The following is a 22,272-nucleotide window of genomic DNA, read 5'->3' on the forward strand; positions in this document are numbered from 1 at the left end:
GTCCTTCCTGGGGCGCGTTTCTGCGGTGCCATAGTTTGAAAACTGCCGGGCCTTGACCCCGGCGTGGATGGAGAACGCTTATGCCTGCTGTGCAGGAGACGATCGATCGAGTCCGAAAGATCGACGTCGACCAGTATAAATACGGATTCCAGACAGAGATCGAGATGGATAAGGCCCCCAAGGGCCTGAGCGAAGACATCATTCGCTTGATCTCCGAGAAGAAGGGCGAGCCGGACTGGATGCTGGAATGGCGTCTGGGCGCCTATAGGCGCTGGCTGACGCTGGAAGAGCCGACGTGGGCGCGCGTCCACTATCCGAAGATCGATTTCCAGGACATCCACTATTACGCGGCGCCGAAGAGCACGCCGGGACCGAAATCGCTGGACGAGGTCGATCCCGAATTGCTCAAGGTCTACGAGAAGCTTGGCATTCCTTTGAAGGAGCAGGAGATCCTCGCCGGCGTGCAGAAGACCGACGCTTCGGAGCTGGAGGAGGCCAACGACAACGTCTACAAGTCCGGCCGCGTCGCGGTCGACGCCGTGTTCGATTCCGTCTCTGTCGTCACCACCTTCAAGAAGGAGCTGGCTCAGGCCGGCGTTATCTTCTGCTCGATCTCGGAAGCGATCCGCGAGCACCCTGAGCTGGTGCAGAAATATCTGGGCTCGGTCGTGCCCACTTCCGACAATTTCTACGCCACGCTGAACTCGGCCGTGTTCACCGACGGCTCCTTCGTCTTCGTGCCGAAGGGCGTGCGCTGCCCGATGGAGCTGTCGACCTATTTCCGCATCAACGAGAAGAATACGGGCCAGTTCGAGCGCACGCTGATCATCGCCGAGGAGGGGGCCTATGTCTCCTATCTCGAAGGCTGCACGGCTCCCCAGCGCGACGAGAACCAGCTGCATGCCGCGGTGGTCGAGCTGATTGCGCTCGACGATGCCGAGATCAAATATTCGACGGTGCAGAACTGGTATCCGGGCGACGCCGAGGGCAAGGGCGGCATCTATAATTTCGTCACCAAGCGCGGCGACTGCCGCGGCCATCGTTCGAAGATTTCGTGGACGCAGGTCGAGACCGGCTCGGCGATCACCTGGAAATATCCGAGCTGCATCCTTCGCGGCGACGATTCCAGTGGCGAGTTCTATTCGATCGCGGTGTCGAACGGCTATCAGCAGGTCGACAGCGGCACCAAGATGATCCATCTCGGCAAGAACACGTCGAGCCGCATCATCTCCAAGGGTATTGCCGCCGGCTTCTCGCAGAACACCTATCGCGGCCAGGTCTCGGCGCACCGCAAGGCGACCAACGCCCGCAACTTCACCAACTGCGATTCGCTGCTGATCGGCGACCAGTGCGGCGCGCACACCGTGCCCTACATGGAAGCCAAGAACGCGACGGCGAAGTTCGAGCACGAGGCGACGACGTCGAAGATATCCGAGGACCAGAAGTTCTACGTGATGCAGCGCGGGATTCCCGAGGAAGAGGCGATCGCGCTGATCGTCAACGGCTTCGTCAAGGACGTCATCCAACAGCTGCCGATGGAGTTCGCTGTAGAGGCGCAGAAGCTGATCGGCATCAGCCTCGAGGGTTCGGTCGGCTGACCGCAGAAGATATTCAGGAAAAAAATATGCTTGAGATCAAGAATTTGCATGCCCGCATCGTCGAGGACGGCACGGAGATCATCCGTGGCCTGAACCTGACGGTCAAAGCCGGCGAGGTCGCCGCCATCATGGGCCCGAACGGTTCGGGCAAGTCGACGCTGTCCTACATCCTTGCCGGCCGCGAGGACTACGAGGTCACCGAAGGCGACATCCTCTACAACGGCCAGTCGATCCTCGAAATGGATCCGGCCGAACGTGCCACCGCCGGCATCTTCCTTGCCTTCCAGTATCCGATGGAGATACCGGGCGTGGCGACCATGGAATTCCTGAAAGTCGCGATGAACGAGCAGCGCAAAGCGCGCGGCGAGGAGCCCCTGAAGGTTCCGGAATTCCTGAAGCGCGTGAAGGACGCCGCCGCTTCGCTCAACATGGACATGAACATGCTGAAGCGGCCGCTCAATGTCGGCTTCTCCGGCGGCGAGAAGAAGCGCGCCGAGATCCTGCAGATGAAGCTGCTCGAGCCGAAGCTCTGCGTGCTCGACGAGACCGATTCAGGCCTCGACATCGACGCGCTCAAGATCGTCGCGGATGGCGTCAACGCGCTGCGCTCGCCTGAACGCGCGATCGTCGTCATCACGCACTATCAGCGCCTGCTCGAGCATATCGTGCCGGACAGCGTGCACGTGCTCTACAAGGGCCAGGTGATCAAGTCGGGCGACAAGTCGCTGGCGCTCGATCTTGAAACCAACGGCTATGCCGGCGTGATCGGGCAAGCCGCGTGAGATGGGGCCAAGTGAGGCAAGAGCAATGAACATGCACGCACAGCCCCAGCGGACATTGGCCGAAACGGCGCTGATCGACGCCTTCGGCGAGCGGCTGTCGCTGCTGCCCGGCGACGGCGCGGTGATGGTCAAGCGCGACGACGCGATCGAGGCGATCAAGCACGGCCTGCCGACGCGCCGCGTCGAATCCTGGCATTATACGGACCTGCGCCGGCTGCTGACCTCGGTGCCGGTCTTCGAGGCCGGGGACATCGCAAAGGCGCTCGATCCGGTCCTCGACGGTTCGGCCGTTCTGCCGGTGCTGAACGGCGTTTCGAGCGCCAAGGCTCCCGAGATCGAAGGCGTCACGGTGCAGCGCCTGTCGGAGAAGCTCACCGACGGCAGTGTCGCGCCGGGGCTCGATCGCTATGGCGCCGATGACGCAATCGGCGCGCTGAACACGGCCTTCGTCGCCGACGGCTATTTCGTCGATATCGCCGACGGCACCGAGCTGGAAAAGCCGATCGAGCTGCAGAACCTGCAGGGCGGCGGCCAGACGCATGTGCGGCTCCTGGCACGTGTCGGTGCCGGCGCCAAGGCAATCATCGTCGAGCGCCAGACGGGCGAGGGCGGCGAAGCCGCGCTCGTCAGTTCGGTCAGCCAGCTCGTGGTCGGCGACGGCGCCGAGGTGACCTGGCTGATCGTGCAGGAGCAGCCGGACACGGCGACGCACCTTGCTCAGTTCAAGGCGCATATTGGGAAGGACGCGAAGCTGACCCTGTTCGTGATGAACGCCGGCGGCAAGCTGGTGCGCCAGGAAGTCGTGGTCAGGACGACTGGTGAGGGCGCCGATTTCAAGCTGCGCGGCATCAACCTTCTGGCCGGCGACACGCATACCGACACCACCATGGTGCTCGACCATGCCGTGCCGCACACCGCTTCGACCGAAGTGATCCGCAACGTTGTGACCGGCAAGGCGCGGGGTGTCTTCCAGGGTCGCATCAACGTCCACCAATACGCGCAGAAGACCAACGCTAAGATGGCGTGCAACACGCTGCTCCTGTCGGACGAGGGTGAGTTCTCGACCAAGCCGGAACTGGAAATCTTCGCCGACGACGTCGTCTGCGGTCACGGCGCGACGGTCACCGAGATCGACCACAACCATCTGTTCTATCTGATGGCGCGCGGCATTGACGAGAAAGCGGCTCGCGGCCTTCTGGTGAAGGCTTTCGTCGCCGAAGTGATCGAGGAACTGGACGACGAGGCGCTAGTCGATGCGCTCGAAGCGCGGCTCGACGCCTGGTTTTCGACGCACGGGTAGCGCTTTCCCCTTCTCCTACTTGGGAGAAGGTGGATTGGCGCGGAGCGCCATGACGGATGAGGGGTGCTGGACGGAGTGAGGCGAAGCCTCGAAAGACCTTGTGATGGACCAGAAGATCGAAACCACTCCGTACGACGTCGAGGCGATCCGCCGCGACTTCCCGATCCTGTCGCGGCAGGTCTACGGCAAGCCGCTGGTCTATCTCGACAACGGCGCCTCGGCGCAGAAGCCGCAGGTGGTGCTCGACACGATCCAGCACGCCTATTCCCAGGACTACGCCAATGTCCATCGCGGCCTGCATTTTCTGTCGAATGCCGCGACCGATGCTTATGAGAAAGCACGCGAGACGGTACGCCGCTTCCTCAATGCGCCGAGCACCGACAACATCGTCTTCACCTCCAACACCACCTCGGCGATCAACACGGTCGCCTATGGCTACGGCATGCCGAGGATCGGCGAGGGCGACGAGATCGTGCTCTCGATCATGGAACACCACTCCAACATCGTGCCGTGGCATTTCATCCGCGAGCGGCAGGCTGCGAAGCTGGTCTGGGTGCCGGTCGACGATCTCGGCGCCTTCCATATCGAGGAATTCGAGAAGCGGCTGACGAACAGCACAAAACTCGTCGCCATCACCCATATGTCGAACGCGCTGGGCACGGTGACGCCGATCAAGGAGATCGTGCGCATCGCGCATTCGCGTGGAATTCCCGTGCTCGTCGACGGCAGCCAGAGCGCCGTGCATATGCCGATCGACGTGCAGGAGCTGGATTGCGACTTCTTCGTCTTCACCGGCCACAAGGTCTACGGTCCGTCCGGCATCGGCGTGCTCTACGGCAAGAAGCACATGCTGGAAGAGATGCGGCCCTTCATGGGCGGCGGCGAAATGATCGAGGAGGTGACGGAAGACATCGTCACCTACAACGAGCCGCCGCACCGTTTCGAGGCCGGCACGCCGCCGATCGTGCAGGCGATCGGGCTGGGCGCCGCGCTCGAATATATGGAAAAGGTCGGCCGCGAGCGCATCGCGGCGCATGAGGCGGACCTCAAGAATTACGCCCACGAGCGGCTGCGCGCCATCAATTCGCTGCGCATCTTCGGCGACGCGCCCGGCAAGGGCGCCATCATCTCGTTCGAATTGCAGGGCATCCACGCTCATGACGTGTCGATGCTTATCGACAGGCAAGGCGTCGCGGTCCGCGCCGGCACGCACTGCGCCCAGCCGCTGTTGAAACGCTTCGGCGTGACCTCCACATGCAGGGCATCGTTCGGCATGTATAACACCAAGGCCGAAGTCGACGCTTTGGCCGATGCGCTGGAAAAGGCGCGAAAGTTCTTCGGATGACGATGATGGACGATGTGACCACCACCGCAGAGACCGCGCCGGAAACGGCCGGTAACGGCCTCGTCTCAGCCTCGGCGATCCCCGCCGATGAGCTAGCGAGGCTGACCGACGATATCGTCTCGGCGCTGAAGACTGTCTACGATCCGGAAATCCCGGCCGACATCTACGAGCTCGGCCTCGTCTACAGGATCGACATCGAGGACGACCGGACGGTCAAGATCGACATGACGCTGACCGCGCCGGGCTGCCCGGTGGCCGGCGAAATGCCGGGCTGGGTCGAGAACGCCGTCGGCGCCGTGGAGGGGGTTTCGGGCGTCGAGGTCAACATGGTGTTCGACCCGCCGTGGACACCCGACCGGATGTCGGAAGAGGCGCAGGTCGCGGTTGGATGGTACTAGCCAGCGACCCCACTAAGGTTGGCTGGCTTGCAGCAAAGGTGAAACTTCACCATCTTAAAGGCAGACTCATTCCGCGGGCCTTGAACCCGCGCGAACGTGGAGAATGACATGGGACGCTTCGCCGTCATCACGATGACCGACAAGGCCGCGGACCGCGTGCGTGAGATCGTCGCTACGCGCGACAACGCGCATGGGATCCGTCTTGGCATCAAGAAGGGCGGCTGCGCCGGGATGGAATACACGGTCGATCTGGTCACCGAGCCGAACCCCAAGGACGATCATATCGAGCGCGACGGCGCGCACGTCTATGTCGCGCCGGAAGCGGCGCTTTTCCTGCTCGGAACCGAGATGGATTTCGAGCAGACGACGCTGCGAACCGGCTTCACCTTCAGGAACCCGAACCAGAGCTCGGCCTGCGGCTGCGGCGAATCCGTCGAGCTGAAGCCGGCCGATCTCAAGGCGCTGGCGGAGGTGCGCGCTTCAAGCGCTGCTTAGGTGAGCGCCGAGGCATATCGCTGGCGATGTGCCTGCTGTGACCAGGAGTTGACCGGACTTCCCACCGATATAGCCTTTGGCGCACCGGTGAATCCAGACGCGCTTGACGAGGTAGCTCGGTCGACTTTCCGCAAGAACGACGATTTTTGCGTGGTGAGTTACGCCACGGGGCAAACAGACCGCTTCATTCGTTGCCTGCTGCCCTTGCCGGTACCTCAGTTGGCTGAAGAGTTCTGTTTCGGTGTTTGGATGTCCGTCTCGGAAAGAAGCTGGAATGTGTATCGAGCCGGGTATGATAGCGGCCAATATGAGGACGAGCTCTGCTTCGGGTATTTGATGCACGACATTCCTGAGTATCCGAGCTCGATGCACCTGCATGCCAATGTTGTGTTTCAGCCCGGCAATCTGCGTCCCAGGGTTTTTCTGCATGATGCAGACCACCCCTTGGTCGCCGCGCAGCGCGAAGGGGTGGATGTGAGGCAGATCGAGCGCTGGGTTGCGCTAACCCATCGCTCTTAGATTCAGGCTTAGTCCACCCACGAGCTGGTGCGCTTGTGCCAGTCGGCGATCGATTCTTCGGGATAGAGCTCGAACACCTTGTCGTTCTTGCCGATCGCCGGTTCGACCCAGCTCGCCTTGTATTTCAGCATCAGATGCACCTTTTCCGGCGGCTTCGGCAGGTCGCTGTCGATCGCCGAGGCGAAGGGATGGACGAGGTCCGGCCAAGTCGGGTCGTAGAGCCAGAGCGCGGCGCCGCATGTCTTGCAGAAATTGCGCTCGCCGGTCGAGACCTCGCAGTGCGGATGCTCGTCGTCCTCGATCTCAGCGCGGTAGACGCCGAGATTGGGCTTGCCGGTGACCTTGAGCGTTTCGTTGTCGGCGCCGAGATTGATGGCAAAACCGCCGCCGCCCTGCTGCTTGCGGCAGATCGAGCAGTAGCAGAGCATGAACGGCACGGGCGTGTGACTTTCCACCTCGAAGCGGACGGCGCCGCAGCGGCAGGAGCCTTTGAGCAGGACAGGCATGGCGCGAAACTCCATTTCATGTCTCAACCTGTCAGCATGCTGTTGGTTGCTGCGATGACAAGGCCCATGCCGGATGAGATGATTGCGGCATGGACAATGACCGCCTCGAAGAATTGTTCGAGAGCCTGGGGCCGATCAGCATCCGAAAACTGTTCGGCGGCAAGGGCATCTATTGCGACGGCGTCATCGTCGCGGTGGTCGTGCGCGGCGAACTGATGCTGAAGGCCGACGAGGAGACGATCCCCGAATTCGAAGCCGCCGGCTGTAGCCAATGGACCTATACCGGCTCGCGGCACGGCAAGGAGGTGGCGATGCCCTATTGGAGCGTTCCCGACAGCGCCTTCGACGATCCCGACGAAATGGCGGTCTGGGCGCGGCGCGCTTGTGAAGCGGGGCGGCGCGCGGGCAGATAAGGCCTACAGCGCCTTCGCGATCTCCGCAGCCAGCCGCGCATTGTTCTCGACCAGCGCGATGTTGGTCTTGAGGCTGCGGCCGCCGGTGATCTCCAAGATCCTCGACAAAAGGAACGGCGTTACCGCCTTGCCGGTGATGTTCTGCGCTTCGGCCGCCTTCTGCGCGGAATGGATGTAGCCGTCCATCTCGGCTGCCGGGATCTCATCGTTCTGCGGCACCGGATTGGCGACCAGTATGCCGCCGCCGAGGCCGAGCGCCTGCCGGATATGATAGAAATGCGCGATATCTTCAGGCGCATGCAACGTCAGCGGCGCGCGGAAGGGCGATTGCCTGGACCAGAAGGCCGGCATGGTCTCGCAGCCATGGCCGATGACTGGCACGCCGCGCGTCTCCAGCACTTCCAGCGTCTTTTCGATGTCGAGGATCGCCTTGGCGCCGGCCGAGACGACGACGACCGGCGTGCGCGCCAGCTCGTCGAGGTCGGCCGAGATGTCAAAACTCTTTTCGGCGCCCTTGTGGACGCCGCCGATGCCGCCGGTGGCGAAGACCTTTATGCCGGCCATGTGCGCGGCGATCATGGTGGCGGCCACGGTGGTGCCGCCGGTGCGCTTTTGGGCGACGGCAAAGCCGATATCGGCACGCGACAGCTTCATGGCGTCGCCGGTCATGGCAAGCGATTCGCGCTCGCCATCGGAAAGGCCAATCTTGATGCGTCCATCGACCACGGCGATCGTCGCCGGCACGGCGCCGCTCTCGGCGATGATCTGCTCGACCTTGGCGGCCATCGCGCCATTGTCGGGGTATGGCATACCGTGGGTAATGATGGTGCTTTCCAGCGCCACCACAGGCCGCCCGGCGGCAAGCGCCTCCGCCACTGGCGGATGAATGTCGATGAAGGGGCGGGCGGTTTCGGGCGTCATGTCCGTTCTCCACTCCGGAGAAAACACTCCGGCAAGATAGTTTGTGGCCCTATGCCACCACCCGTGCCTCGGGCACAAGGGCAAGCGCCTGGCCAAAACTGCCGGCGGTGAAAGACGGTACCGCCTCGGCGCTCTCGATGGCGAGCATCGCCGCGGCAACACCTTCGCGCAGTGCCCTCCGCAAAGGCAGCCCGCGCAGCAGCGCGGCAACCGTTGCTCCGGTCAGGGCGTCGCCGGCGCCGGTTACGTCGGCAACTCGTCGCGGGGAGGGCGGGTCGATGGCGAAGACGCCCGATCGGTCGAAGCCGAGCACCGGAGCACTGCCGGCCGTGATCACGCCTGCCGTCAAGCTCAGCCGCCTGAGTTCCCCGACAAGATCGCGGCCGGAAATATCCGCACCAGCTAGCGCCGCCGCCTCTCGGCGGTTCATGAACAGCAGCGAAAGATTGCCGAGCAGCGGCGCTAGCCGCACCACCTTGGCTGGCGAGACGGCGATGGCGAAAACCGGCCTGTCGCCGGCTTGCGCAACCAGGCGCTCGAGGGCCGCCGTCGGCAGGTTCGCGTCGCAGAGGATCGCGTCTGCCTCGGCGATCGCCTCGCGCACCTTGGCGCGGCGGATCTGCTTGGGGAAGGCGAGGTCGTAAAGGCCCATATCGGCAAAGCCGACGATCAACTCCCCCTCGCTGTCGATCAGCGCAGTGTAGCTCGGCGTCGTGCGGTCGAGGAACACCGCCGAAAGGTCGGCGATGCCGGCCTCGTCGATCGCCGATGCGACCGCCTCACCCGCCGCATCGCCGCCCCGCACCGAAAGCAGCGAGGCCGAGACGCCGCGCTTCACAATGCTGCGCAGCGCGTTGAAAACGCCGCCGCCGACATCCTCGCGCATGATGCCGGGATTGGATGCGGCGGGCACGTAAGGGCCCGAGACCTTGCCGCGCCGGTCGATATGGGCGCCGCCCAGCGCCAGGATGTTTGGGGATGTCGGCATGCCGCGGAGGTGACCTCGTTGATTGTTTGCGTGGGCACACTAGGTTTCCGCGCATCGCCCCGCAATCGGGTCGCGATTCGGGCCGCCGGGTAACGAGATCTCGCTTGGATCAGCAGCACTGCTTCACGCCATCTCTAGTGAGACAAAAATAGAACAAATCCAGATATTGTTTGTTTTCCAGCCATTTGCTGCCTCTTGCCAGATGAGAACAAAAAAGGTACAAACTGGCAGGGATCACGGATTGTCCGGCCTTCATTGACGACCAAGGGGTGATGTATCATGGCTCAGAATAGTTTGCGGCTTGTAGAGGATAAGGCAGTGGACAAATCAAAGGCTCTGGATGCGGCGCTGTCGCAAATCGAGCGCGCTTTCGGCAAGGGCTCGATCATGCGGCTCGGCGCCAATGAGCAGGTGGTCGAGATCGAAACCGTGCCGACGGGATCGCTCGGGCTCGACATCGCGCTCGGCGTCGGCGGATTGCCGCGCGGCCGCATCATCGAAATCTACGGGCCGGAAAGCTCGGGCAAGACGACGCTGGCGCTGCACACGGTTGCGGAAGCCCAGAAGAAGGGCGGTATCTGCGCCTTCGTCGATGCCGAGCACGCGCTCGATCCGGTCTATGCCCGCAAGCTCGGCGTAGACCTCGAAAACCTCCTGATCTCGCAGCCCGACACGGGTGAGCAGGCGCTGGAGATCTGCGACACGCTGGTGCGCTCCGGCGCCATCGACGTTCTGGTGGTCGATTCGGTGGCGGCACTGACGCCGCGCGCCGAAATCGAGGGCGAGATGGGCGATGCGCTGCCCGGCCTGCAGGCCCGTCTGATGAGCCAGGCGCTGCGCAAGCTGACCGCATCGATCTCGCGCTCCAACACCATGGTCATCTTCATCAACCAGATCCGTATGAAGATCGGCGTCATGTTCGGCTCGCCGGAAACCACGACCGGCGGCAACGCGCTGAAATTCTATGCCTCGGTGCGCCTCGACATCCGCCGCATCGGCTCGGTCAAGGATCGTGACGAAGTGGTCGGCAACCAGACCCGCGTCAAGGTGGTGAAGAACAAGCTGGCTCCGCCCTTCAAGGTGGTCGAGTTCGACATCATGTATGGCGAGGGCGTGTCGAAGACCGGCGAGCTCGTCGATCTCGGGGTCAAGGCCGGCGTGGTCGAGAAGTCGGGCGCCTGGTTTTCCTATAATTCGCAGCGACTCGGCCAGGGCCGCGAGAACGCCAAGCTTTTCCTGCGCGACAATCCGGACACGGCGCGCGAGATCGAGCTGGCGCTGAGGCAGAATGCCGGGCTGATCGCGGAAAAATTCCTCGAGAACGGCGGCTCCGAAGGCGGTGACGACGGCTTCGAGGACGAGGCTGGAGCGATGTAGACAACTGCCGGAGTTCGGCCATAATCCGGATCCATTATCTAAAGCTGATGTAATCGAGTTCCCCAGTACTGCGTTCGAACCGCCGGCCTTCGTGCCGGCGGTTTGCGTTTGGGGGCGAGGACACAGGCCGCCCAGCCAGGAGGACTGGGCCTGGTTCCGTGTTTCTGGACAGGGTCAAGAGCTACGGCTAAAAGGCCAATCTATCTTCTGACACACGAAAGCCCATTTGCCGCCGGCCTGGCCGGCGGTTTTCGCGAAAAGGCAGTATCCATGAGTGGCGTGAACGAGATCCGGTCGACATTCCTCGACTACTTCCGCAAGGAGGGTCATGAGATCGTTGCCTCCAGCCCGCTGGTGCCGCGCAACGATCCGACGCTGATGTTCACCAACGCCGGCATGGTGCAATTCAAGAACGTGTTCACCGGCCTGGAGAAGCGGTCCTATTCGCGCGCCGCGACCGCGCAGAAGAGCGTGCGCGCCGGCGGCAAGCACAACGATCTCGACAATGTCGGCTACACCGCGCGCCATCTCACCTTCTTCGAGATGCTCGGCAATTTCTCGTTCGGCGATTATTTCAAGGAGCGCGCGATCGAGCTTGCCTGGAACCTGATCACCAAGGAATTCGGCCTGCCGAAGGACAAGCTTCTGGTCACCGTCTATCACACAGACGACGAGGCGGCCGGCTATTGGAAGAAGATCGCCGGCTTCTCGGACGATCGCATCATCCGCATTCCGACCTCTGACAATTTCTGGGCGATGGGCGACACCGGTCCCTGTGGTCCGTGCTCGGAGATATTCATCGATCGCGGCGAGCATATCTGGGGCGGTCCGCCCGGCAGCCCGGAAGAGGACGGCGACCGGTTCCTCGAATTCTGGAACCTGGTGTTCATGCAATATGAGCAGGTGACGAAAGACGAGCGCATCGACCTGCCGCGCCCGTCGATCGACACCGGCATGGGCCTGGAGCGCATGGCTTCGATCCTTCAGGGAGTGGAGAGCGTCTTTGAGACCGACCTGTTCCGGCATTTGATCGATGCGGCATGCTCGGCGCTCGGGCACGGTCACAACCAGGAGAATGCAGCATCGTTCCGCGTGATCGCGGATCATTTGCGCTCGTCATCCTTCCTGGTGGCCGACGGCGTGCTGCCCTCCAATGAAGGCCGCGGCTATGTGCTGCGTCGCATCATGCGTCGTGCCATGCGCCATGCGCAACTGCTCGGCGCCAAGGAGCCCCTGATGTGGAAGCTGGTGCCGGCGCTGGTACGCGAGATGGGCCAGGCCTATCCGGAACTGGTGCGTGGCGAAGCGCTGATCACCGAGACGCTGAAGCTCGAGGAGACGCGCTTCCGCAAGACGCTGGTCCGCGGTCTCGGCCTGCTTTCGGAGGCGACGGAACAGCTGCACGCCGGCGACATGCTGGATGGCGAGACGGCCTTCAAACTCTACGACACCTATGGCTTCCCGCTCGACCTGACGCAGGATGCGCTGCGCCAACGCGACATCTCGGTCGATCTTGCCGGCTTCACCGCTGCGATGGAGCGGCAGAAGGCGGAAGCGCGCGCGCACTGGGCGGGGTCGGGCGAAGCGGCGACCGAGACGGTCTGGTTCCCGGTGCGCGAGCAGACCGGCGCCACCGATTTCCTCGGTTACGAGACGGAAGAGGCGGAAGGCCTGATCCAGGCCTTGGTCAAGGATGGCAAGATTGTCGACAGCGCAGGGCAGGGCGACGCGATTGCCGTCGTCGTCAACCAGACGCCGTTCTATGGCGAATCCGGTGGCCAGATGGGCGATAGCGGCATGATTTCCGGCGACGGCTTCTCGATCGAGGTCACCGACACGCAAAAGAAGGCCGACGGGCTTTTCGTGCATTTGGGCAAGGTGACGCGCGGCACGATCAAGACCGGTGCTGCCGTGGAGCTAAAAGTCGATCACGCGCGCCGTTCGAAGCTGCGCGCCAATCACTCCGCGACGCATCTCATCCACGAGGCGCTGCGCGAGGTGCTGGGCACCCATGTCGCGCAGAAGGGTTCGCTGGTCGCGCCTGATCGCCTCCGCTTCGACATCTCGCACAACAAGCCGATCTCGGCTGAGGAGCTCGAGGATGTCGAGTGCATGGCGAACGAGATCGTCGTGCAGAACAGCCCAGTCACGACGCGGCTGATGTCGGTGGACGATGCTATTGCCGAGGGCGCGATGGCGCTGTTCGGCGAGAAATACGGCGACGAGGTGCGCGTCGTTTCGATGGGCACCGGCCTGCACGGCGCCAAGGCCAACCGTCCCTATTCGGTCGAGCTCTGCGGCGGCACGCATGTCAGGTCGACCGGCGATATCGGCCTTGTGCGGATCCTGTCGGACAGCGCGGTCGCCGCCGGCGTGCGCCGCATCGAGGCGCTGACCGGCGAGGCGGCGCGCAAGCATCTCGACGAGCAGGACAAGCGCCTGAAGGCAGCCGCGGCGACCTTGAGGATCTCGCCGGCCGACGTTCCGGCGCGTGTCGAGACTTTGCTCGAGGAGCGCAAGAAACTCGAGAAAGAGCTCACCGAGGCGCGCAAGAAACTGGCCCTTGGCGGCGGCGCGGCCGTTGCCGATGCTCCGGCCACCAACGAGACGGTTGCGGGTGTCGGCTTCCTCGGCAAAGCGGTCAGCGGTGTCGCGCCGAAGGACCTGAAGCCGCTTGCGGATGCCGGTAAGAAGACGCTGGGCTCCGGCGTGGTCGTCTTTATCGGTGCCGGCGAGGACAACAAGGCGAGCGTGGTGGTCGGCGTCACCGACGACCTGACCGGCCGCTTCAGCGCTGTCGATCTCGTCCGTGTTGCGTCCGCCGCGCTTGGCGGGCAGGGCGGCGGCGGGCGTCCCGATATGGCGCAAGCCGGCGGCCCCGACGCCTCCAAGGCGGACGACGCCATCGCGGCGGTAAAGGCGGCGCTCGAAGCCGCGTAAGCCAGCTACAGGGCTTCAATTTAAGCCAGTTCCACCTTCTCCGAGGGTAGCGCTGCCCCTCATCTGGCAGCCGCCATCTTCTCCCCGTCGAACGGGGAGAAGGGCGCTGTCACCGCGATTTTCGCCAATCGCCGGCGTCGCGCCCAGCCTCTTTCTCCCCATTTAGGCCCGTTTACGGGGAGAAGTGCCCGGCAGGGCAATGAGGGGCACGCCGGCATCGAGGACGTTCACTCGAATCAGGCGGCTTTCTCGGTTCGCGCAAAGCTCGGGCGAACGGCAACGCGCCCATTCCAATTCCGGATTTCTGGAAACCGCGCAAGCAGCTTTCGCCCTTCGGCGACCTTGAGGAAATAGCCGATAATCGACGCCGCGTGCAGATCGGCCAGGGTCAACTGATCGCCGAGCAGCCAGGGGCCCGGGGTGCTCAATGAAACAAGCGTCCGCAGCACCGTCTCCGCCTGCGAAATCCCCCGCGCGATCAAGGCTTCGTCCGGCGCCGCCTTTTCCAGCCGCTCGACGGCGACATTCCAGACCATGGCCCGGTAAGCGTAGGCATCGAGCATGCCGATGATCTGGTTCATCCGCGCCCGACAGCGCGTATCGCTGGGCTGCAGGGCCGGACCGGCGAAGGCCTCGTCGATGTAGCGTGCGATCGCACCGGTCTCGAAGAGCCGAAAACCGTCATGCTCGAAGGCCGGAATGCGGGCGAACGGATGATGCTCCAGATACCAGGGCGGTATGCCTTCCGCCGTGAAGATGTCGAGAGGGATGAGTTCGTAGTCGACGCCCTTTTCCTCCAGCGCCATTCGCGCGATGCGGACATAGACGCTGTAGTGGGCACCGTAGAGAAGAGGCTTTGCCACTTCAGTCCTCTTTGGCTTGGCTGTCCCGTATCCAGACGCGCAGCGTGCCGGTGGTCTGAAAGCCGCAGTCCAGTGCGTCATCCAGCTCGCCGCCGCGTTCATACCCGACCAGCGCGCGACCTTCAGCAAACGTATTGGCTGCGGCTCGCACAGCATCTCGATAGGTCGGATTGCCATCCGTGGCAAAGACATTTGACAACCCGATCACGAGCTCGGATCTATTGGCTATGCAGCCGGCGGTGAAGCCGTCGGCCGTCCGTCGGCCAAGGATGGCGATGGCGGGGTCGGCCAGAACTGCGGTCGGAAAGACACGGCCGCTGGAGGAACCTGCGCCATCCGTCCAGGCAAGTTCCCACATCTCCAAGCTGGCTGCGTCCCCAACACGTTCCCAACCGGAGGGGGTCGTCGTTGGACGCCTTAGGTCCATCCAGATCCAGCTTGCTTCGAAGAGTTGGCTGAACCCGAGCGGTCGGAGATCCAGACGGCAGAAGCCATCCTTGACCGAAAAGCTGGTGGCAAGAACAGATGTCAGTCTGGCTATTTCTGCAAGTTGGATCGGTACGGCATCGGCATCCAAAGTGGCGGCATTGGGGTAGTAAGGAGGTGCTTGCTCATCGCTGGACCAGACGGAGCGGCTCCTCCGGCCGCTTAGCCCGTGCACCTTGAAAATAGCCTGGCAGAGGTCGGCATTGTTGCCAGCGCAAAGGCGGACCCTTTCGCCGGCAACAAGGCTCGGCACTTCTTACCCCATCGCCTTCTGCAGGTTCTCGTCGATCTTGTCGAGAAAGCCGGTGGTCGACAGCCAGGGCTGGTCGGGGCCGATCAGCAGCGACAGGTCCTTGGTCATGAAGCCGCCCTCGACGGTCTGGATGCAGACCTTTTCCAGCGTCTCGGCAAAGCGCTTGAGCTCGGCATTGCCGTCGAGCTTGGCGCGGTGGGCCAACCCACGCGTCCAGGCGAAGATCGAGGCGATCGAGTTGGTCGAGGTTTCCTCGCCCTTCTGATGCTGGCGGTAGTGGCGGGTGACGGTGCCGTGGGCGGCTTCCGCTTCCACGGTCTTGCCGTCCGGCGTCATCAGCACCGAGGTCATCAGGCCGAGCGAGCCGAAGCCTTGCGCCACGGTGTCGGATTGCACGTCGCCGTCATAATTCTTGCAGGCCCAGACATAGCCGCCCGACCATTTCAGGCTGGAGGCGACCATGTCGTCAATCAGGCGGTGCTCGTACCAGAGTTTTCTCGCCTTGAACTCGGCCTCGAATTCCTTCTCGTAGACTTCCTGGAAGATGTCCTTGAAGCGCCCGTCATAGGCTTTGAGAATGGTATTCTTGGTCGAGAGATAGACCGGGAAGTTGCGCAGCAGGCCATAGTTCAGCGAGGCGCGAGCGAATTCGCGGATCGACTCGTCGAGATTGTACATGGCCATGGCGACGCCGGCGCCCGGCGCATCGAAGACGTCATGCTCGATCACCTGGCCGTCCTCGCCGACGAATTTGATTGTCAGCTTCCCCTTGCCCGGGAAGCGGAAGTCGGTGGCGCGGTATTGGTCGCCGAAGGCGTGACGGCCGACGACGATCGGCTTGGTCCAGCCGGGCACCAGGCGCGGCACGTTCTTCATGATGATCGGCTCGCGAAAGATGGTGCCGCCGAGGATGTTGCGGATGGTGCCGTTGGGCGACTTCCACATTTTCTTCAGCTTGAATTCCTCGACGCGCTGCTCGTCGGGCGTGATCGTCGCGCATTTCACGCCGACGCCGTATTTCTTGATTGCGTTGGCCGAGTCGACGGTCACCTGGTCATTGGTGGCGTCCCGGTTCTCGATCCCTAGATCGAAATAGTCCAGCTTGATGTCGAGATAGGGGTGGATCAGCTTGTCCTTGATGAACTGCCAGATGATGCGGGTCATCTCGTCGCCGTCGAGCTCGACGACCGGGTTCGCCACCTTGATCTTCGCCATGGAAAAATGCCTCGTTGCTGGGGATCTGAACGGCCTTGCCCGTGGCTTCGGCCGAGGTTGGGCAGCGTATATCAAAGCCTTTTTGAGCGCGCAAACTTCGATCAGCCGATCGCAGACCGGTGTCGCGCTTGTGAATGCTTCATTTTCAGGCCCGGATGTGGCAGGGGACGCCGAAACGCCGCAAACCCCATGTACGGAGAGCCATGCGAGCCGCAAACGACACCGCCAAGACCGCCGGACCGGCGATCATCCTTGTCGAGCCGCAGCTCGGCGAGAATATCGGCATGGTCGCGCGCGCCATGGCGAATTTCGGCCTTTCGGAGCTGCGCCTGGTCAATCCGCGCGACGGCTGGCCGAGCGAGAAGGCGCGTGCCGCCGCCAGCCGCGCCGACCACGTCATCGATGCGACAACGGTGTTCGACGACCTTGCCTCGGCAGTGGCCGACCTCAACTTCGTCTTCGCCACCACCGCCCGCGAGCGTGACGGCTTCAAGCCGGTGCGCGGTCCGGTGGATGCGGGCAGGGCGCTCCGGGCCCGCGAGCAGGCGGGGCTGCGCACCGGAATTCTGTTCGGCCGTGAACGTTTTGGCCTCTACAATGAAGAGGTTGGTCTGGCTGACGAGATCGTCACCTTTCCCGTCGATCCCGGCTTCTCCTCGCTCAACATCGCACAGGCCGTGCTTTTGATGTCCTATGAATGGATGAAATCCGGCCTTGCCGAAGAGACCGCGACCAACTTCGCCGGACCGGAGCTCGTTCCGGCGACCAAGGAACAGCTGCACAGCCTGTTCACCTATCTCGAAGGCGCTCTCGAGGCGCGCGGCTATTTCCGCCCGGAAGAGAAGAGGCCTAAGATGGTCGACAATCTGCGCGCCGTGCTGACGCGGGCGGGATTCGCTGAGCCCGAGTTGAAGGTGCTGCGCGGCATCATCTCGTCGCTCGACAGGTTTTCGCCGGCAATGCCGCGCGGCGACGGCTCACCGGGGGATGATCCGAGGCGGGCGCCGGCTACGCGCAAGCGAACAACGGACAAAGAAAGTTAAAATCCGTAAGCTCCGAACCTTCAAGGTAACCGAATATTATGCGGTTTGGTTCATCGTTCTCGAAACGATGGGGCAGCAGATGTTTACGTCCAATATTGGCCGTCTGCATTTCTTCTTCTATTCGCTAGGTCTGTTCATAGCGGAAGCGGTAACGATCGTGCTCTGCATTGCCGCAACGACCGGCTTCGCGGGATTGATCAATTCGATGCCGGGTCCGTCGCGGCAAAGCCTGGCCGGCGCCGCGCTTGTTGTGTCGCTCGTCTTCGTCGCGCTGCGCTGCAACATCGCATGGCGCCGCAGCCGCGATGCCGATGGTTCAGGCTGGATTCTCTGGTCCTATATCGCCTTTTCCGGCATCTATGGATTGCTGCAGGCCGGAACGCTTCTGGTCATCGATTTCGGCAATCCTGAGAGCGCGCCCGGTGGCCTGAACCTGCTCGGCCTTGCCATATTCGGCCTCTGGTGCACGATCCTGTGGGCAAAGCCTGTGGCCGGCAGCAACATCGATGAGCTGACCGAGGCTTTCGACTTTGAAGGCTCGTTGCCGGCGGAGGCGCTCCCCGCGAGGGCGACAGCGAGCGTCGCTCCAGCTGCGCCACGGACTGCTGCGCAACCCGCGCGTCCGGCGCCGGCGCCGCAGCCGTTTGGCCGGGCGCGACCCGCCGGCTTCGGCAAGCGGGGGCTCTGAGTTGCGCAAAAGCTGCTGGCATCTGCCACTTCAAGACCATGATCGTTCAGGATAGAAGCGCGATTGGCCAAATCTCGGGTCAGCTTCTTCCTGTAGTCGGATGACAATGAACGATCGATCAAACCAGCGTCCGATCCTGATGCTCGATTCCGGTGTCGGCGGACTGACGGTGCTGCGCGAGGCGCGCGTCCTGATGCCGGATCGGCGCTTCGTCTATGTCGCCGACGACGCGGCTTTTCCTTACGGCGCATGGGAAGAGCCGGCGCTCAAGGAGCACATACTCGCCCTGTTCGGCAAATTGCTCGACCGTCTGCAGCCGGCGATCTCAGTGATCGCCTGCAACACCGCCTCGACCCTGGTGATCGATGCGCTGCGGGAAAAATTTCCCGGTCATCTGTTTGTCGGAACGGTGCCCGCGATCAAGCCGGCGGCCGAGCGCACGCGGTCCGGCCTGGTTTCGGTGCTGGCGACCCCGGGCACGGTTAAGCGTCAGTACACGCGTGACCTGATCAGCAAATGGGCGCAGAAATGCCATGTCCGGCTCGTCGGCAGCGACAGGCTTGCCGCATTGGCCGAGATCTATATGCGCGAAGGTTTTGTCGACGAGGAAGCCGTGCGCGCCGAGATCGCGCCCTGCTTCATCGAGCACGACGGGCAGCGCACCGACATCGTCGTGCTCGCCTGCACGCATTATCCGTTCCTGGCCAACCGCATGCGCAAGACCGCTCCGTGGCCGGTCGACTGGATCGATCCGGCGGAAGCCATTGCCCGGCGCGCCATGTCGCTGCTGCAGCCTATCGGCGAACCGTCGGGCGAGACCGAGCCCGATATCGCCCTCTTCACCTCTGGTAAGGTGGATTTCGCCACGCGCAGGCTCATCCAGGGCTTTGGGCTGACCTCGCGCTAGCTGGAACTGCGATAGCGCCGCAGCGTTTCTCTTCCCACTACCGCACAGGGAGAAATCGCATGCCAGCCAAATCGCAAGCCCAACAGAAGGCAGCCGGCGCAGCCCTTTCGGCCAAGCGCGGCGAGACCAAGAAAACCGAGCTTAAGGGTGCTTCGCGCGAGATGTACGAGTCCATGAGCGAGAAGCAACTCGAGGAGTTCGCCGAGACCAAACGCAAGGGACTGCCTAGCAAGAAGTCATGAACTCCTGCCTGGCTCTCAAGTTGGTGCCTGGATAGGAAACCGCGGCATGCCATGACGTGGCGGATCTGCTTTCGGCCATGCCAGTGCCTTCGCCGGGCTGCGGCTTTCTGACGGCAGAATAGTGGAGCCGGTGCGTCGCCGATCACGAGCTTGACACCGGTTAAATCTCTGTTTAACAGGGCCACCAACACCGGGCGGCGACGTCCGGTGGTTTCTTTTGCATGGGCAAGACCTCACCGGAAGCCAGTCTGTCGGCGGTCTTGTTCGAACTGACGTGTCCCGTGGGTTTTCCGTCGCGTTGCGTGGGAAATCCTGTCAGGCCTCGAAAACGGAGGCCAGAGGAGGGCGCGTTTCCTTCACCCGGAGCCAAGGGGTTCCGGGTATATCGTTTTGAAAGGGAATGCGATGAGCAAGCGCGAATCCGCGAAATACAAGATCGACCGCCGTCTCGGCGAAAATATCTGGGGCCGTCCGAAGTCCCCGGTCAACAAGCGCGAATACGGTCCCGGCCAGCATGGCCAGCGCCGCAAGGGCAAGCTTTCCGACTTCGGCCTGCAGTTGCGCGCCAAGCAGAAGCTCAAGGGCCACTATGGCGACGTTTCGGAAAAGCAGTTCCGCAAGGTCTATGAGGAGGCCAACCGCCGCAAGGGCGACACCTCCGAGAACCTGATCGGCCTGCTCGAGTCGCGTCTCGACGCGATTGTCTATCGCGCCAAGTTCGTGCCGACCATCTTCGCGGCCCGCCAGTTCGTCAACCATGGCCACGTCAACGTCAACGGCAGGCGCACCAATATCGGTTCGTACCGCTGCAAGCCGGGCGACGTCATCGAGGTGCGCGAGAAGTCGAAGCAGCTCGTCATCGTGCTGGAATCGGTAGGCTTGGCCGAGCGTGACGTGCCGGACTATATCGAGGCCGATCACAACAAGATGACCGCGACCTACAACCGCGTTCCCGGCCTGGCGGATGTTCCGTTCGCCGTCCAGATGGAACCGAACCTGGTCGTCGAATTCTATTCGCGCTGATCCGACCAATCGGCGACACCCATCCAAGGCCGCCCTCGAGGCGGCCTTTTCTTTGTCTGTCGCGTCGGCCAGGGCGGCAATTCCACCCTGGTCATTTTTTTAGCCGCAATTCCGCGACGGCTAGTGATTCCACTTGGCTGCAAAATGCTCTAAGCGAAGCGGCAACAGAACCGTGGGCACCTGCGCCATGAATATGCTGCCAAACGTCAAATCGCTTGAGCCGATCGCCGACGAGCCGGACGGCGGATTCCATCCGCTGTTCCGCGACGTGCCATCCTCGGTCGAGTTCAACAAGCTGCGCAAGCGGCTGCTGCGGCTCACGCGCCAGGCGATCGAAGACTTCGCCATGGTGAAACCCGGCGAGCGCTGGCTGGTGGCGCTCTCCGGGGGCAAGGATTCTTATGGCCTGCTTGCCTTGCTGCTCGATCTCAAATGGCGCGGGCTGCTGCCGGTCGAGCTGCTTGCCTGCAATCTCGACCAAGGTCAGCCGAATTTCCCGAAGCATATCCTGCCGGACTATCTCGGCGGCAACGGCATTGCGCATCGCATCGAGTACCAGGACACCTATTCGGTGGTCACCGACAAGCTGCCCGAGGGCAGCACCTATTGCTCGCTCTGCTCGCGGCTGAGGCGCGGCCACCTCTATCGCATCGCGCGCGAGGAGGGTTGCACCGCGCTTGTGCTCGGCCACCACCGGGAGGACATCCTCGAAACCTTTTTCATGAACCTCTTCCATGGCGGGCGTCTCGCCGCCATGCCGCCGAAGCTTCTCAATGACGAGGGCGACGTCATGGTTCTGCGCCCGCTCGCCTATTGCGCCGAGGCGGATCTCGAGAAATTCGCCAATGCACTGAAGTTCCCAATCATCCCGTGCGATCTCTGCGGCAGCCAGGAAGGGCTGCAGCGCAACGCCATGAAGGCGATGCTCGACGATATCGAGAAGCGTATGCCTGGCCGCAAGGACACGATGATCCGCGCGATGACCAATGTGCGACCCTCGCATCTGCTCGACCGAAAACTGTTCGACTTCGCCGCGCTCGATGCGCGCCTTACCATGGGAAAAGACATTTCCGATGACGTTTGACATGCAAGCGATCGACTGGCTGGCCGAGCTTCTAGCTGACGCAGCCAAGGCCGAAATCATGCCGCGCTTCCGCCGATTGGGCGAGGGCGATGTTCGCCAGAAGACTTCGGCCGCCGATCTGGTGACGGAGGCGGACGTCGACGCCGAAAGGCTGATCACTGCCAGGCTGCGCGAGCGTTACCCTTCAGCGATGATCCTCGGCGAGGAGGCCTGTTCCGACAATCCGGCCTTGCTCAAAGGGCTCGGCGATGCCGAACTCGCCTTCGTCATCGATCCGGTCGACGGCACCTTCAACTTCGCCTCCGGCGTGCCGCTGTTCGGCGTCATGCTCGGCGTCGTGGTCAACGGCGAGACGGTTGCCGGCATCATCCACGACCCGATCGGGAAGGACTGGCTGATCGGCGCCAGGGGGGCGGGCAGCCATATCCGCCACGCACATGGCGCGCTGGACAGGGTGCGGGTCGCCGAGCCGGTGCCGATCTCCGAGATGACCGGCGCGATCTCGTGGCAGTATCTGAAGGAACCGGAGCGCTCGCGGCTCGCTCGCAACCACACAAAGGCGCTGTCGCAGTTCGGCTATCGTTGCGCCGCGCACGAATACCGGCTGCTGGCGAGCGGCCATGCGCATTTCGTCGTCTACAACAAGCTGATGCCGTGGGACCATCTGGCCGGCGTGCTGATCCATCAGGAGGCCGGTGGTTATGCGGCGCGGATCGACGGCGATGCCTATCTGCCGTCGCATGTCGACGGCGGGTTGTTGGTTGCGCCAGACAAGGATAGCTGGAACGAACTGCGGCGCGAGCTCTGGGCGGAATAGGATCGATTGCGCTGACGAGGGCCAGCCCGTCGGCTGGAAGGTGTCGATCTACACCCTCACGCAAATCCG

General features: G+C 62.8%; 23 protein-coding genes. 17 read left to right on the forward strand and 6 right to left on the reverse strand.

The genetic code is table 11. The features are described 5' to 3' along the window. Positions 1–80: 80 nt before the first annotated feature. The 7 genes from sufB to EJ078_RS28210 all read left to right on the forward strand — a co-directional run bounded on the left by sufB (position 81) and on the right by EJ078_RS28210 (position 6,437). Positions 81–1,598: a Fe-S cluster assembly protein SufB gene (sufB, locus tag EJ078_RS28180; protein ID WP_067328280.1), complete on the forward strand. Its 1,518-nt coding sequence runs from the start codon at positions 81–83 to the stop codon at positions 1,596–1,598. 26 nt (positions 1,599–1,624) lie between these two features. Further along, positions 1,625–2,380 carry a Fe-S cluster assembly ATPase SufC gene (sufC, locus tag EJ078_RS28185; protein ID WP_066995090.1) on the forward strand — a complete coding sequence of 252 codons (756 nt, stop codon included), beginning with the start codon at positions 1,625–1,627 and terminating at the stop codon, positions 2,378–2,380. A 25-nt stretch (positions 2,381–2,405) separates the two neighbouring features. Further along, entirely contained in the window at positions 2,406–3,680 is a 1,275-nt protein-coding gene (sufD, locus tag EJ078_RS28190; protein ID WP_127216979.1) for a Fe-S cluster assembly protein SufD, read from the forward strand. Positions 3,681–3,783: 103 nt separating this feature from the next. Beyond that, positions 3,784–5,025, forward strand: coding sequence for a cysteine desulfurase (locus tag EJ078_RS28195; protein ID WP_127216980.1), 1,242 nt, complete (start codon positions 3,784–3,786; stop codon positions 5,023–5,025). A 5-nt stretch (positions 5,026–5,030) separates the two neighbouring features. Beyond that, the gene (locus EJ078_RS28200) at positions 5,031–5,423 is read left to right on the forward strand and encodes an SUF system Fe-S cluster assembly protein (RefSeq protein ID WP_095779637.1); all 393 of its coding nucleotides are present in this window, start codon (positions 5,031–5,033) and stop codon (positions 5,421–5,423) included. A gap of 108 nt (positions 5,424–5,531) precedes the next feature. Next, on the forward strand, positions 5,532–5,918 hold the full coding sequence (sufA, locus tag EJ078_RS28205; RefSeq protein ID WP_127403312.1) for a Fe-S cluster assembly scaffold SufA: 387 nt from the start codon (positions 5,532–5,534) through the stop codon (positions 5,916–5,918). Beyond that, positions 5,919–6,437 carry a DUF2199 domain-containing protein gene (locus EJ078_RS28210; RefSeq protein ID WP_127217537.1) on the forward strand — a complete coding sequence of 173 codons (519 nt, stop codon included), beginning with the start codon at positions 5,919–5,921 and terminating at the stop codon, positions 6,435–6,437. It abuts the gene before it with no gap. Between the two features lie 8 nt (positions 6,438–6,445). Here EJ078_RS28210 and EJ078_RS28215 read toward each other — a convergent pair whose 3' ends face one another. Beyond that, positions 6,446–6,943 (reverse strand): GFA family protein, encoded by a 498-nt coding sequence (locus EJ078_RS28215; RefSeq protein ID WP_127217536.1) that lies wholly within the window; start codon positions 6,941–6,943, stop codon positions 6,446–6,448. An 89-nt stretch (positions 6,944–7,032) separates the two neighbouring features. Between EJ078_RS28215 and EJ078_RS28220 the strand changes: the two genes are divergently transcribed. After that, the gene (locus EJ078_RS28220; protein WP_127217535.1) at positions 7,033–7,356 is read left to right on the forward strand and encodes a TfoX/Sxy family protein; all 324 of its coding nucleotides are present in this window, start codon (positions 7,033–7,035) and stop codon (positions 7,354–7,356) included. Between the two features lie 3 nt (positions 7,357–7,359). On the opposite strand, the gene EJ078_RS28225 is transcribed toward EJ078_RS28220, so the two are convergent. Together EJ078_RS28225 and EJ078_RS28230 are read right to left on the reverse strand one after the other, a co-directional pair. Next, positions 7,360–8,277, reverse strand: coding sequence for a pseudouridine-5'-phosphate glycosidase (locus EJ078_RS28225; RefSeq protein WP_127403313.1), 918 nt, complete (start codon positions 8,275–8,277; stop codon positions 7,360–7,362). A gap of 49 nt (positions 8,278–8,326) precedes the next feature. Further along, positions 8,327–9,265: a carbohydrate kinase family protein gene (locus EJ078_RS28230; RefSeq protein ID WP_127215727.1), complete on the reverse strand. Its 939-nt coding sequence runs from the start codon at positions 9,263–9,265 to the stop codon at positions 8,327–8,329. A 279-nt stretch (positions 9,266–9,544) separates the two neighbouring features. Between EJ078_RS28230 and recA the strand changes: the two genes are divergently transcribed. Then, on the forward strand, positions 9,545–10,642 hold the full coding sequence (recA, locus tag EJ078_RS28235; RefSeq protein WP_059185132.1) for a recombinase RecA: 1,098 nt from the start codon (positions 9,545–9,547) through the stop codon (positions 10,640–10,642). 270 nt (positions 10,643–10,912) lie between these two features. Then, positions 10,913–13,582: an alanine--tRNA ligase gene (alaS, locus tag EJ078_RS28240; RefSeq protein ID WP_127215728.1), complete on the forward strand. Its 2,670-nt coding sequence runs from the start codon at positions 10,913–10,915 to the stop codon at positions 13,580–13,582. Positions 13,583–13,818: 236 nt separating this feature from the next. Here the strand turns inward: alaS and EJ078_RS28245 are convergent, their stop codons facing one another. Genes EJ078_RS28245 through EJ078_RS28255 form a run of 3 tightly spaced genes read right to left on the reverse strand, consistent with a single transcriptional unit; the run spans position 13,819 to position 16,399 of the window. Beyond that, complete coding sequence (locus EJ078_RS28245) at positions 13,819–14,445, reverse strand: glutathione S-transferase family protein (protein ID WP_127215729.1); 627 nt, start codon at positions 14,443–14,445, stop codon at positions 13,819–13,821. 1 nt (position 14,446) lies between these two features. Continuing rightward, positions 14,447–15,184 (reverse strand): hypothetical protein, encoded by a 738-nt coding sequence (locus tag EJ078_RS28250; RefSeq protein WP_127215730.1) that lies wholly within the window; start codon positions 15,182–15,184, stop codon positions 14,447–14,449. A gap of 3 nt (positions 15,185–15,187) precedes the next feature. Beyond that, a complete protein-coding gene (locus EJ078_RS28255; protein ID WP_095800849.1) occupies positions 15,188–16,399 on the reverse strand; it encodes an NADP-dependent isocitrate dehydrogenase in 1,212 nt (403 codons plus the stop codon). Between the two features lie 203 nt (positions 16,400–16,602). Between EJ078_RS28255 and EJ078_RS28260 the strand changes: the two genes are divergently transcribed. From EJ078_RS28260 to EJ078_RS28290, 7 genes are all read left to right on the forward strand, one after another. Beyond that, complete coding sequence (locus EJ078_RS28260; RefSeq protein WP_127403314.1) at positions 16,603–17,442, forward strand: RNA methyltransferase; 840 nt, start codon at positions 16,603–16,605, stop codon at positions 17,440–17,442. Positions 17,443–17,521: 79 nt separating this feature from the next. Beyond that, positions 17,522–18,130 (forward strand): DUF805 domain-containing protein, encoded by a 609-nt coding sequence (locus tag EJ078_RS28265; protein WP_127215732.1) that lies wholly within the window; start codon positions 17,522–17,524, stop codon positions 18,128–18,130. A 106-nt stretch (positions 18,131–18,236) separates the two neighbouring features. Further along, positions 18,237–19,037 carry a glutamate racemase gene (murI, locus tag EJ078_RS28270; RefSeq protein WP_127215733.1) on the forward strand — a complete coding sequence of 267 codons (801 nt, stop codon included), beginning with the start codon at positions 18,237–18,239 and terminating at the stop codon, positions 19,035–19,037. A gap of 59 nt (positions 19,038–19,096) precedes the next feature. Beyond that, complete coding sequence (locus EJ078_RS28275) at positions 19,097–19,279, forward strand: DUF3008 family protein (RefSeq protein ID WP_066995133.1); 183 nt, start codon at positions 19,097–19,099, stop codon at positions 19,277–19,279. A gap of 405 nt (positions 19,280–19,684) precedes the next feature. Further along, on the forward strand, positions 19,685–20,302 hold the full coding sequence (gene rpsD, locus EJ078_RS28280; protein ID WP_095825263.1) for a 30S ribosomal protein S4: 618 nt from the start codon (positions 19,685–19,687) through the stop codon (positions 20,300–20,302). Positions 20,303–20,489: 187 nt separating this feature from the next. Then, the gene (gene ttcA, locus EJ078_RS28285) at positions 20,490–21,386 is read left to right on the forward strand and encodes a tRNA 2-thiocytidine(32) synthetase TtcA (RefSeq protein ID WP_127215734.1); all 897 of its coding nucleotides are present in this window, start codon (positions 20,490–20,492) and stop codon (positions 21,384–21,386) included. Beyond that, positions 21,376–22,203, forward strand: a complete 828-nt coding sequence (locus tag EJ078_RS28290; RefSeq protein WP_127215735.1) for an inositol monophosphatase family protein — start codon at positions 21,376–21,378, stop codon at positions 22,201–22,203. Before ttcA ends, EJ078_RS28290 begins: the two co-directional genes overlap by 11 nt. Positions 22,204–22,272: the final 69 nt, after the last annotated feature.

This window comes from Mesorhizobium sp. M1A.F.Ca.IN.022.06.1.1, assembly GCF_003952605.1.
In the GTDB taxonomy this organism is placed as follows: domain Bacteria; phylum Pseudomonadota; class Alphaproteobacteria; order Rhizobiales; family Rhizobiaceae; genus Mesorhizobium.

Excerpts from the sequence above, each read along its gene's own strand:
- ttcA (WP_127215734.1), top strand. The coding sequence starts at position 20,490 with ATGAATATGCTGCCAAACGTCAAATCGCTTGAGCCGATCGCCGACGAG.
- EJ078_RS28290 (WP_127215735.1), top strand. The coding sequence starts at position 21,376 with ATGACGTTTGACATGCAAGCGATCGACTGGCTGGCCGAGCTTCTAGCT.
- sufB (WP_067328280.1), top strand. The coding sequence starts at position 81 with ATGCCTGCTGTGCAGGAGACGATCGATCGAGTCCGAAAGATCGACGTC.
- EJ078_RS28275 (WP_066995133.1), top strand. The coding sequence starts at position 19,097 with ATGCCAGCCAAATCGCAAGCCCAACAGAAGGCAGCCGGCGCAGCCCTT.
- recA (WP_059185132.1), top strand. The coding sequence starts at position 9,545 with ATGGCTCAGAATAGTTTGCGGCTTGTAGAGGATAAGGCAGTGGACAAA.
- rpsD (WP_095825263.1), top strand. The coding sequence starts at position 19,685 with ATGAGCAAGCGCGAATCCGCGAAATACAAGATCGACCGCCGTCTCGGC.
- EJ078_RS28265 (WP_127215732.1), top strand. The coding sequence starts at position 17,522 with ATGTTTACGTCCAATATTGGCCGTCTGCATTTCTTCTTCTATTCGCTA.
- EJ078_RS28230 (WP_127215727.1), bottom strand. The coding sequence starts at position 9,265 with ATGCCGACATCCCCAAACATCCTGGCGCTGGGCGGCGCCCATATCGAC.
- EJ078_RS28255 (WP_095800849.1), bottom strand. The coding sequence starts at position 16,399 with ATGGCGAAGATCAAGGTGGCGAACCCGGTCGTCGAGCTCGACGGCGAC.
- alaS (WP_127215728.1), top strand. The coding sequence starts at position 10,913 with ATGAGTGGCGTGAACGAGATCCGGTCGACATTCCTCGACTACTTCCGC.
- EJ078_RS28260 (WP_127403314.1), top strand. The coding sequence starts at position 16,603 with ATGCGAGCCGCAAACGACACCGCCAAGACCGCCGGACCGGCGATCATC.
- sufD (WP_127216979.1), top strand. The coding sequence starts at position 2,406 with ATGAACATGCACGCACAGCCCCAGCGGACATTGGCCGAAACGGCGCTG.
- sufC (WP_066995090.1), top strand. The coding sequence starts at position 1,625 with ATGCTTGAGATCAAGAATTTGCATGCCCGCATCGTCGAGGACGGCACG.
- EJ078_RS28225 (WP_127403313.1), bottom strand. The coding sequence starts at position 8,277 with ATGACGCCCGAAACCGCCCGCCCCTTCATCGACATTCATCCGCCAGTG.
- sufA (WP_127403312.1), top strand. The coding sequence starts at position 5,532 with ATGGGACGCTTCGCCGTCATCACGATGACCGACAAGGCCGCGGACCGC.
- EJ078_RS28195 (WP_127216980.1), top strand. The coding sequence starts at position 3,784 with ATGGACCAGAAGATCGAAACCACTCCGTACGACGTCGAGGCGATCCGC.
- EJ078_RS28215 (WP_127217536.1), bottom strand. The coding sequence starts at position 6,943 with ATGCCTGTCCTGCTCAAAGGCTCCTGCCGCTGCGGCGCCGTCCGCTTC.
- EJ078_RS28220 (WP_127217535.1), top strand. The coding sequence starts at position 7,033 with ATGGACAATGACCGCCTCGAAGAATTGTTCGAGAGCCTGGGGCCGATC.
- murI (WP_127215733.1), top strand. The coding sequence starts at position 18,237 with ATGAACGATCGATCAAACCAGCGTCCGATCCTGATGCTCGATTCCGGT.
- EJ078_RS28200 (WP_095779637.1), top strand. The coding sequence starts at position 5,031 with ATGGACGATGTGACCACCACCGCAGAGACCGCGCCGGAAACGGCCGGT.